Annotated in this window: 10 protein-coding genes; 7 read left to right on the plus strand and 3 right to left on the minus strand. The window is 60.1% G+C overall.

Features of this window, described 5'->3' with window-relative positions:
* The first annotated feature begins 174 nt into the window (after positions 1-174).
* Complete coding sequence (locus SGJ19_27235; protein MDZ4783958.1) at positions 175-561, plus strand: acyl carrier protein; 387 nt, start codon at positions 175-177, stop codon at positions 559-561.
* 127 nt (positions 562-688) lie between these two features.
* Here the strand turns inward: SGJ19_27235 and SGJ19_27240 are convergent, their stop codons facing one another.
* From SGJ19_27240 to nagB, 3 genes are all read right to left on the minus strand, one after another.
* Positions 689-1312 carry a hypothetical protein gene (locus SGJ19_27240; GenBank protein MDZ4783959.1) on the minus strand — a complete coding sequence of 208 codons (624 nt, stop codon included), beginning with the start codon at positions 1310-1312 and terminating at the stop codon, positions 689-691.
* A gap of 201 nt (positions 1313-1513) precedes the next feature.
* Complete coding sequence (locus tag SGJ19_27245; protein MDZ4783960.1) at positions 1514-2431, minus strand: rhomboid family intramembrane serine protease; 918 nt, start codon at positions 2429-2431, stop codon at positions 1514-1516.
* 56 nt (positions 2432-2487) lie between these two features.
* Entirely contained in the window at positions 2488-3291 is an 804-nt protein-coding gene (gene nagB / locus SGJ19_27250) for a glucosamine-6-phosphate deaminase (protein ID MDZ4783961.1), read from the minus strand.
* Between the two features lie 342 nt (positions 3292-3633).
* Here nagB and SGJ19_27255 point away from each other — a divergent pair, with 342 nt between their 5' ends.
* From SGJ19_27255 to SGJ19_27280, 6 genes are all read left to right on the plus strand, one after another.
* Positions 3634-4500 carry an AAA family ATPase gene (locus tag SGJ19_27255; GenBank protein ID MDZ4783962.1) on the plus strand — a complete coding sequence of 289 codons (867 nt, stop codon included), beginning with the start codon at positions 3634-3636 and terminating at the stop codon, positions 4498-4500.
* A gap of 450 nt (positions 4501-4950) precedes the next feature.
* Complete coding sequence (gene glyA / locus SGJ19_27260; GenBank protein ID MDZ4783963.1) at positions 4951-6207, plus strand: serine hydroxymethyltransferase; 1257 nt, start codon at positions 4951-4953, stop codon at positions 6205-6207.
* Between the two features lie 152 nt (positions 6208-6359).
* Complete coding sequence (locus SGJ19_27265) at positions 6360-6695, plus strand: hypothetical protein (GenBank protein ID MDZ4783964.1); 336 nt, start codon at positions 6360-6362, stop codon at positions 6693-6695.
* Positions 6692-6898, plus strand: a complete 207-nt coding sequence (locus tag SGJ19_27270; GenBank protein ID MDZ4783965.1) for a hypothetical protein — start codon at positions 6692-6694, stop codon at positions 6896-6898. The genes SGJ19_27265 and SGJ19_27270 overlap by 4 nt, the downstream gene beginning before the upstream one ends.
* Positions 6899-6968: 70 nt before the next feature.
* Positions 6969-7412, plus strand: coding sequence for a response regulator (locus tag SGJ19_27275; GenBank protein MDZ4783966.1), 444 nt, complete (start codon positions 6969-6971; stop codon positions 7410-7412).
* 351 nt (positions 7413-7763) lie between these two features.
* On the plus strand, positions 7764-10186 hold a 2423-nt coding region (locus SGJ19_27280; protein ID MDZ4783967.1), incomplete at its 3' end, for a LamG-like jellyroll fold domain-containing protein.

Below are 10186 nucleotides of genomic sequence, written 5' to 3' on the forward strand. Positions count from 1 at the left end.
ATGGGTGCCACTGGCGGCTTGTCCGCCAGTGCAGTTTTGGACGCGCTGCTGAGGCGAACCCCAGCACTGGCGGACAAGCCGCCAGTGGCACCCCATATCCAACCTTTTGCTGTTGAATCTAGCAATCCAGCGGCCCGACAAATCAGCTTGCCAACGAACGGAAAGGTCACGCACATGCCGACGACGGAAGAAGTCTACGAGAAGATTCAAACCGCCCTGGTCGATGCGCTCGGCGTGGAACCGGAAGAAGTCACCCCGGACGCGACGCTAATCGGGGACCTGGGCGCCGAATCGATCGACTTCCTCGATATCGTCTTCCGGCTGGAGAAGGCCTTCAACATCAAGATCCCGCGCGGCGAGCTGTTCCCCGAGGATATTCTCTCGGCCAACAGCAAGTATCTGAAGGACGGCAAGGTGACGCCGGAAGGCGTCGCCGAACTGCGCAAGCGGATGCCCTTCATCAACCTGGACAACTTCGCGAAGAACCCCAACGTCAAAGACTTCGGCGGCCTGCTGACGGTGCAGGACATGGTACGGTTCGTGGAAGGGAAGCTCGGGTAGTAGGTCAGGCTTTCCAGCCTGACGGAGCGGCCGTCGCTTCAGACACACCGAATGCAATCGATTGACGCAGTCAAAGTCAGGCTGGAAAGCCTGACCTACGAGTCCGTATTCGTTGCCGCCTAACTTCTCAGCCTTGTATCATTGTTGGCGTCCAATAGGGAAACGACAAAACGAATTCAATCGTCAGGTTGCAAGCCTGCATGGATCGCACGGATTTGCCGTCCACCAAAGCTGAAGCGACGCCTGATGCGGCAGCGCCCCAGAGGCTTGGCTTGAGCACGCCGCCATCGTCGAGGAGGAGCGTGAGCTCGCTGATGCTCGCAAATCTCTTGATCACTTGAATCGCGTCGTGGGCACTTTTTCCGATGCGCGTCTGACCGGAGAGATGTGCCTGACGCTCGACTGACCACTTGCGTCGCTTTGCCTCTTGCGCACGACGCTCTTTTGCGCTCGCGCATTCTGACGTGTTCAGAGAGGTGCGCCCGACGAAGTCAAATTCGCCGACGATGAAATGGTTTTGCAACGCGTCGCGCCACGCGCCGAAGGGCCCGTCATAACCGCCGTAGTTTTCGCCTATGACAATGGGCGCGCCGGAAAACCTCGCCGTCCAGGTTGGTGTTTCGTCCGGCATAGCGAATCCTGCATTCATCGCAAGACATCTCCTGCCAGCGCATTCGTTCAAAAACGCCAGATGGTCGGGATCAATGAAGCCCCATAGCCGAATCGTCTGGCGGTCCGATGAACTCAACATTGGTAGACTCATTGCGTAGCTGCACAAATATTGACTGCTTACGTTTCAACGAATGGCTCGATCGCTTGACGGTTACGAAGGCTCGTCCTCCGGTTCCGCAAAAAACTCTTTCCCCTCGATCAACTCCGGCTGATACGGCGACAGCAACCGGCCGTACATCGCGTTCGCCAGGTCTTGGGGGCTGGTGTCGCGATGCTTCGCTTAGCTGCGGTTGACGAGCGTTGCTGCTACCAAGCCGACGGCCAGGCCCACGACGTGGGCGGTGTTTGCAACCGGGCCCAGGGCGCCGGTCATGCAGACGACGAGCCAGCCGAGCATCATGAAGACGCTATTGGGATGAATCATGTAGCCGGCGCTGCCGCCCCGGCTGCGGAACCAGATGTAGCCGAACAGCGCGTAGTTCACGCCCGACATGCCGCCGAAGTTGCCGCTCGAAATGATCGTCGCGTGCAAGGGATCGTTGAGGAATTCCGTGTTGAAGACGTTGCTGCCGAAGTACTGGGCGAGATTCGAGATGACTGCGCTTAGCAGCACGAGCGTGATGAAACGCCCAGTACCCTCGCGAGTTTCGATCAGCGTCCCCATGTTCTGCAACATCATGAAGTTGAAAATGAAGTGCAGAACGCCGAAATGCAGGAGAATCGGCGTGACGAGCCGCCAGAGTTGACCATGCAGCACTTCGGGCAGGGCGGTGGAGGACTCGCCGGCATACGAAGAAATGTGCAGCCATTGCGCAACGTTGAAGCCGAGCATACTCGCCAGCGCGACGGCGATCATCAGGCCGAGCAGCGTCATGGTGATCGGCGCCCGGCCGGTAATCGGTTGCGCCCAGCCGCGGCGGACGTCCATCAGGTTTTTGCGATACTCCTTTTCCTTGGCCTCCAGGTCTTGGCGAATTGCCCGCGCGCCGTCTTCGGCCATGCGGTACTTGGGATCCGCCCGGTTGGCCAGGAACTCCGCGAGCTCTTGTCGGCCGCGTTCCAAGTCCTGCTCGTCTTTGATCCAGACGATGCGCCCGTGGTCGCCTCCGTCGATGCGCGTTTTGATCCCCAAGGTCAGCAGATAATCCGCAAACCGTTCGGCATCGGCGTCGGGGGGTAACGTGCCGGCTTGGCGCATGGGGAGGAAGGCGGGTGAGAGGTTCTATTGTTCAACCGCGATTCGTTGTCGCTGGACTAGACTTCTGTTGGACGCAGCATTCCTTGTTTCAACATCGATTGCGCCCGTTCGACCTCTCGATAGTATTCGCGTCGCTCCAGCAATCTTCCGGCTTCTTCGTCGACGATCGAGACGACTTCGCGGTGCAATTGCAGCGCGGAAGCCGTGACCTGCGCCGTGACGGGGCCTTCGACGGTATCGCGAATGGCCTTGGCCTTGTGATCGCCGCAGGCCAGGAGCAAGCACTTGCGGGATTCAAGAATCGTCCCGATCCCCATCGTGATTGCCAATCGCGGCACTTCGGCCTGGCTACCGAAGAACCGGGCGTTATCCCGGACGGTCTCGGCGGTGAGCGTTTTCAACCGCGTGCGGCTGCCGAGGGATGAACCGGGCTCGTTGAAGGCGATGTGGCCGTCGCTGCCGATGCCGAGAATCTGCAGGTCGATGCCCCCCTCGTCCTGGATCATCCGCTCGTAGCGTTCGCAGTGAGCCTCGAAATCAAGCGCTCGGCCGTCCGGCACGTGGGTGTTCCGCACATCGATGTTGATGTGATTGAACAGATGCTGCTGCATGAAGAAGCGGTAGCTCTGCGGATGGGCCGGCCCCAGCCCGACGTATTCGTCGAGGTTGAAGCTCACCACCCGGGAGAAATCGAGCTGCTCCTCGCAGTGCAGCCGGATCAGCTCCGCGTAAAGCCCCAGCGGCGTCGAACCGGTCGCCAGCCCCAGCACGCAGGTCGGTTTACGGCGCAATAATTCGGCCAGGATCTGAGCGCCGGACCGGCTTACGGCAGCGATATCTTTTTCAACGATGACGCGCATGGAGTCAGTAGGGGGAGGAGTAAAGGAGAAAAGGAGCAAGGGAGTTTCGCAAATCGGCAATTTCGTTCTCTACTACTTTACTTCTCTACTCCTTTACTCCTCCGACATTCTGGGATTGGGTCGTTCATTCCGCGACGATTATAATGCCCCCCGGACCGCCGGGGAGGCGTCTTCGCTTCCCCCGTCCAGTCCTCCCGCTCACACTAGCCCGTAGCGCCAGCGAGGGAGAGTTGACGTGGCTGAGAGTTTCCGGCCCAAACTCTCGACGACGTCGTTTCTCCCTTGCTGGTGCTACGGGCTAGTGTGGGAGCCCGTTTCGACCCGCAGCGAAAAGGATTTCCGATGCGCACGATCGCCGTTTTGAATCAAAAAGGGGGCGTCGGGAAGACGACTACTTCCGTGAACCTGGCGGCGGCGCTCGCAGCGGCCGGGAGCCGGGTCCAACTGATCGACCTCGATCCCCAAGCCCACGCCACGCTCCACCTGGGCGTCGCCCCCGGCCGGCACGATACGTCGATCTACGACGTGCTGGTGAACAACGCCACGCTCGCTTCCGTGCGGCGTGAAATCGACGAAAACCTGTCGCTGGTCGGCTCGCATATCGATCTGGCCGCGGCCGAGCTGGAACTGGCCGGCGTCGTCGGCCGGGAAGTCATCCTCCGCGACGCGATGGCCGCCGATTCGGCACAGTTCGACTATTGCCTGATCGATTGCCCGCCGTCGCTGGGCATTCTCACATTAAACGCTTTGGCGGCCGTCGACGAGGTGCTGATCCCGCTCCAGCCTCATTTCCTGGCGTTGCATGGTCTCAGCAAACTGCTGGAAACCATTCAACTCGTCTCGCGCCGCCTGAACAACCGGCTTTCGCTGCGCGGCGTCGTGCTGTGCATGTACGAATCCGGCACGCGCTTGGCGGCCGAGGTCAGCCGTGACGTGGAAGAATTCTTCGCCCAACATCGCGGCGGCGAAGGTCCCTGGCGCGAAACGAAGGTCTTCCAAACCCGAGTCCGCCGCAACATCCGCCTGGCGGAAGCCCCCAGCTTCGGGCAATCGATCTTCCAATACGCCGACGACTCGCACGGCGCGGCGGATTATCAGTCGTTGGCGAAGGAATTGCTCGGTTGCCATGCGCCGACGCCTCAAACGTCGAGAATCGAACCGCTGATGAACGCGGCTACGACGTACGACTTTTTGTTTACGGGCAACTAAGTTGTCGGCGCTCACTCGACGGCAGCCGAGGTCAAAGCCCTCGTTCTCCGACATATATCGGAAGGAACCACGAAAGGCACGAAAAACACGAAAGTTTGGCATGCTTTGGAGGGCTACGGCGGTCAATCCATGACTAACCGTCGAGCCGACGTCTTGTTCGCATCTGCAACACGAATCGATTCTCTACAAGACGTTCGTGCCTTTCGTGTCTTTCGTGGTTGCCTCCGGATGCCCGGAAAAAGATTGGTAATTCAACGAGGCCTGTGGCTGCTGCACATCGATGGCCGGCCTCACAGAGTCCGGCTACCGTTTGCAACGGCCACTTCGCCTCTCAGGGAAGCTCGTCCCGGCCGGTTGACGCCCCGCGGGCGATTTCGACAATCAGGCGGGTATTGACCGCGCGTCCCCGGCGGCGGACGCCGCGTATTCCTTTGCCGGAGCTAGCTCATCTTGGCCGACACCAATTTCGTCCAGCAGGAAGATCCCGAGGTCTGGGGGGCGATCGCGCAAGAGATCGAGCGCCAGCAGGACGGCCTCGAAATGATCGCCAGCGAGAACTACACCAGCCCGGCCGTCATGCAGGCCGTGGGCAGCGTGCTCACCAATAAGTACGCCGAAGGCTATCCCGGCCGGCGGTACTACGGCGGCTGCGAATATGTGGACGTTGTCGAAGAACTCGCCCGGGAGCGGGCATGCCGGCTGTTCGGGGCCGAACACGCCAACGTGCAGCCGCACTCCGGCAGCCAGGCCAACATGGCGGTCTATGTCACGGCGATCAAGCCCGGCGACACTGTCCTGGGGCTGGACCTGGCCCACGGCGGCCACCTCACGCACGGGATGAAGCTGAACATTTCCGGTCAGCTTTACCACTTCATCAGCTACGGCGTCACCGCCGACACGCATCGCCTGGATTTCGATCAAATCGCCCGGCTGGCCCGCGAACATCAGCCCAAGCTGATCGTGGCCGGCGCCAGCGCCTACCCCCGGGAGATCCCCCACGCGCGGTTCGCGGAGATCGCCAAGGAAGTGGGCGCCAAATTGTTCGTCGATATGGCCCACTACGCCGGACTTGTGGCGGCCGGGCTGCACGACAACCCGCTGCCGGTCGCTGATTTTGTCACGACCACGACGCACAAGACCCTGCGGGGCCCTCGCGCCGGGCTCACGATGTGCAAGGCTGAATACGCCAAGGAGATCGACAAGGCGGTCTTCCCTGGGTTACAAGGCGGGCCGCTGATGCACGTCGTGGCCGGGAAGGCGGTCTGCTTTGGCGAGGCGCTGCGGCCGGATTTCAAAGTCTATGCGCAGCGGATCATCGACAACGCCAAGGTGCTCGCGGAAGTGCTCATGGCCGGCGGCGTAAAGCTCGTCAGCGGCGGCACGGACAATCACCTGATGCTCTGCGATGTGACGCCGCTCGGCCTGACGGGCAAAACGGCCGAGGCGGCGCTCGGCCGCGCCGGCATCACGGTCAACAAAAACATGATCCCGTACGATCCACGGAAACCACTCGATCCCTCCGGCGTCCGCGTTGGCACGCCGGCGCTGACCACGCGCGGCATGGGCGTCGACGAAATGCGCCGCGTCGGCGCTTGGATGCTGGAAGCGCTTCGCGGGGCTGAGAACGAACAAGCGCTGCAGCGCGTCCGCGGCGCAGTCCGCGATTTGTGCGAATCGTTCCCGGTGCCGGCGGCGAAGTTAGGCTGATTCAATAACAGAAGTCCTCTTGATGGCCAGCACGGAACATGGGCCAAATACCGAACTTTAGCTCGACTGGAGACTTGCCGCCTGGGGTTTATGCGGCGACGATGGAAGGTATACGGACGAGATTTGGCAGCGAGACGCCGGCACGTTTGATCATGATTCAACGCCTCGAACGCGCATACGATTTGGCTACGAGAACACGTTTCCTGAAACGACTCATTGTATTTGGCTCCTTTGTCACCGCGAAACTGGAGCCAAATGATGTGGACATATTCATGGTTATGGACGACGGCTTTATGCTGGACTCACTTCCTGAAGAAGAGCGAATCCTGTTCGATCATGCAGAGGCGGATTCGGCAATTGGCATGAGCGTGTTCTGGTTGCGTCAGTCCGCGATCATGGGAACAGAGGAGGAGGCCATCGAGTTTTGGCAAGGCAAACGTGCTGGTGGGAAACGCGGAATCATTGAGATTGTGGAACCGAGCACATGATTCAATCTGACGAAGAGCTGCGAGCCGCATTAAGCCGGATTGCTTATATGCAGGCGCAGCTTGCTAAGCTGCGGATGGTGGAAACCAACGCGGCCAATTACCATGCGTCCGCCTCCGGCTTCCTACGGGAGATTGATCGCATGCAACTCGAAGTGCGGGAATACTTGAGCATGCATCCCACGGAACTGATCTCACCTGCATAGCGAAGCGCCTCGATCGGCGACTTCAACCAACCTTAGAGTCCGACTTCTTGCTTCTGATACTTCCCTTCCCATGCTCCAAAGTCGAATTCTCATCGCGGACGACAACGAGACCAACGTCGAGTTGCTCGAAGCCTATTTAGCGGACGTGGATTGCGCACTCGGCGTGGCGGTCGACGGCCGAGATGCGCTCGATAAGGTCGCGTCGTTCAAGCCGGACTTGATCCTGTTGGACGTCATGATGCCGAAGCTCTCCGGCTTCGAGGTCTGCCAGAAACTCAAGGACGACCCCGCGACGAAGGGGATCATGATTTTGATGGTCACCGCGCTCAACGAGCTGGGAGACATCGAACGGGCCGTCAACGCCGGCGCCGACGATTTCCTGAGTAAACCGGTGAACAAACTGGAACTACTCAAACGCGTCGACAACATGCTCAAACTGCGCCACGTCTCCGACGAACTGGAACGCCTGCGGCGCTATATCCAGCAGATGGAAGACGATGCCGGGCCGCGCTAAGATGCCATGCGCGGCCGATAGGTGCTTGCCCCTATCCTGGCGGGGCTGTCGTGCCCAAATAAATTGCTAATTTCTTGGCAAGGATCATTGACGATCCGTACCGACGGATTTACCCTTGAACTCGCTCGCGACATTTGCCAGCCGCCCAGCTTGGTCGCGACCGCCGTGCATGGAATCACGGCCCTCGATATCGGTTCACCGCGGAAGAGATCTGAGGCGAACCGGCCTACCTCCATTCGCTGGTGCATTAAGCGGCCAAAAGAAGGCGTCGCGAGGGCTTTCGTGCTCCTGCGCTCGTTATTCCACGCCGCTCCGTGTTGGGCATCCCTGTTTCAGAGAAGGAGTCACTAAATGCTTCGGTGTAAGTGTGTTGTTCTCTTGGCCCTGACGGCGACGGTCGCTATTCCCGCGACGCTGCCGGCGGCTCCGTCACTCATCCCCTTTGCCCATTATCGCCTGGGCGAAGAAGATGCGGACACTCCCACCCCCGGACAACCCCCAGAGAGCGGCCTGACGTACGACGAAATCAAGTACGAAGGTGCAGAACGCGACCTGGCGACGTTTGGGACACCGCTCTACAGCGATTTCGCGTCACCGGGCGGCTACAGTTCGTTGTCCATGCAATTTGATGGAGTCAGCGATTTGTTCGGAAGCGCGACGCAATGGCATGGCCAGCCGCCAAACACGTTTCGCATCGGGATGGAAGCCTGGGTCTGGATTGACCCCGTCATGGAAAATACCGAATTCGTCCCGTTCACCAATGGTTCCGGGATGGGCTTTGTCGGCACGGCTGACGGACAATGGACGACTTACGGCACGGGCGGCTTCCCGTTGGCGGGCGAAATCAGGTACGGCGAATGGCAACACATTGCCTTTGCCACCAATGGCAGTCAATGGAATTTTTACCTGGACGGCGTGCAGACCGTCTTCGCTCACGGTGGGACGTATGGCGCCACCAGCGGATCCATTTCGATCGGCGGCGACTCGAACGGCGACCGCCGCATGACCGGCTTTGTCGACGAGGCGCGTTTGTTCCGCTGGGGCAACATCCTCCCGAACCAACTCAATTTGCAAATCGACGATCTGCTGATTTACAGCGGCTTGACCAAGGGCGACGTGAACGCCGACGGCATCGTCGATGCGACGGACTACGATGTCTGGCGCGCCAACGTCGGCGCCGACATCAGCGCGCTGACCGGAATTGAGTCGCTCGAATTGGGTAACGTCAATCACGATGATCGGATTGACTTGGACGACTTCGGTATCATCAAGGCGAGCCAAACGCCGGGCGCATCGCCCGTGCCGGAACCCTCGACTTGGGTGCTTGCCGGCATCGCCGCCGCGGTGGTTGGCCTCCGCAAAGCTGCCCGCGGCAGGAAGACTTCAGTGGTTGCCCTCGTCGCGGCGCTGGGAACCGTGCTGATCTCTGCGTCGCCGTCCAATGCACAGATCGCGCAGTGGAATGGCTCAAATGGCAATTGGACGGACGCCAATTGGACCGGAGGGACCGGTCCCGGTGGAGCGCCAGCGGCGGACGACACGGCTGAGTTTCTCGCCGGAGGGACGGCGACGATCAACACGGACGTCGGTGAGTACGCCCAACTTGTAACGCGGCAAGGCGGCACGATCGATATCGCGCCGACGGGTTCGGTCGCGTTCGACAACGTCAACCTCGGCGCAAGCGGCGCGAATGGCGCGGGTATCATCAATCTGCAAGGATCGCTCAACGTTCCGGTGTATCTGTCACTGGCGCTGGGTGACAATGGCAATGGAAACGCCACGAGTCAGTTGAATATTTCGGGTTCCGGAACCTTGCGCACGCCTACGCTCGATGCGTTTTGGGCGACGCCCGGTGCACGCGTCTCGATGACGGGACCGGACACGGACGTCGAAGTGGGCGACTTCGTCTTGGGGATCTCCACTTTTGTGGCAAACATCACTGACGTGACCCATTCCCCTGTGAAGGCGACGAACTCCTTTGATATCTTTGCAGAGGGGAGCGTTTTGCCAGGTTCCAAGATCGAAGTCCACTTCGACCTCGGCGACGCAGCACCGGAGTTTGGAGATTCCTGGACGCTTGTGGATACTCCGGCATTTACAAATGCCGCCGTGGGCGTGGCCAGTGGCGCCACGTTTAAGCCCGAGAACGTGAAAGTCGATTTTCTGGACTCGCCTGGTCTCCGCGGAGAGTTGGTCTACAAGGCCGGCGGCACGCTCGGTCAGGTGTTGGCCGTCGACGTGGTCCACAACCTGAACCTCAAGATCGATCCCTCGACCGGCGACGCGACGTTGGAAAACCCGACTGTCGGCGGCGGCGCGTTCGAAATTGACGGGATCATGATCACCTCGGCGTCGGGTTCGCTGAACGCCGCCGGGTTTGATGGACTGGGGCTCAATGGTTGGGCGTCTGGTCTGAATCAGAGTGCGGTCACCCTCAGTGAATCGAGTCTGTTTGGTTCGACGTCGATCGCCACCGGCGCGACGTTGGAACTGGGCAACTTGTTCACGCTTGGCAGCACCAACGATTTGATCTTCGAGTACCATGTGGTCGGCGGGACTTCCATCCGCGGCACCGTCCAACTCGAAGAAGGACCTGTCGGCCCGCTCGGCGACACGGATGACGACGGCGATGTCGATATCACCGACTTGAACAACGTCCGTAATAACTTCAGCGGCGCGGGGTTGGGCGATACGGACAACGACAACGATGTCGATATCACCGACCTCAACAACGTTCGTAACAACTTCGGCGCTGGTCAGCCGGTTGGCAGCCC

Source organism: Planctomycetia bacterium (assembly GCA_034440135.1).
Lineage (GTDB): Bacteria > Planctomycetota > Planctomycetia > Pirellulales > JALHLM01 > JALHLM01.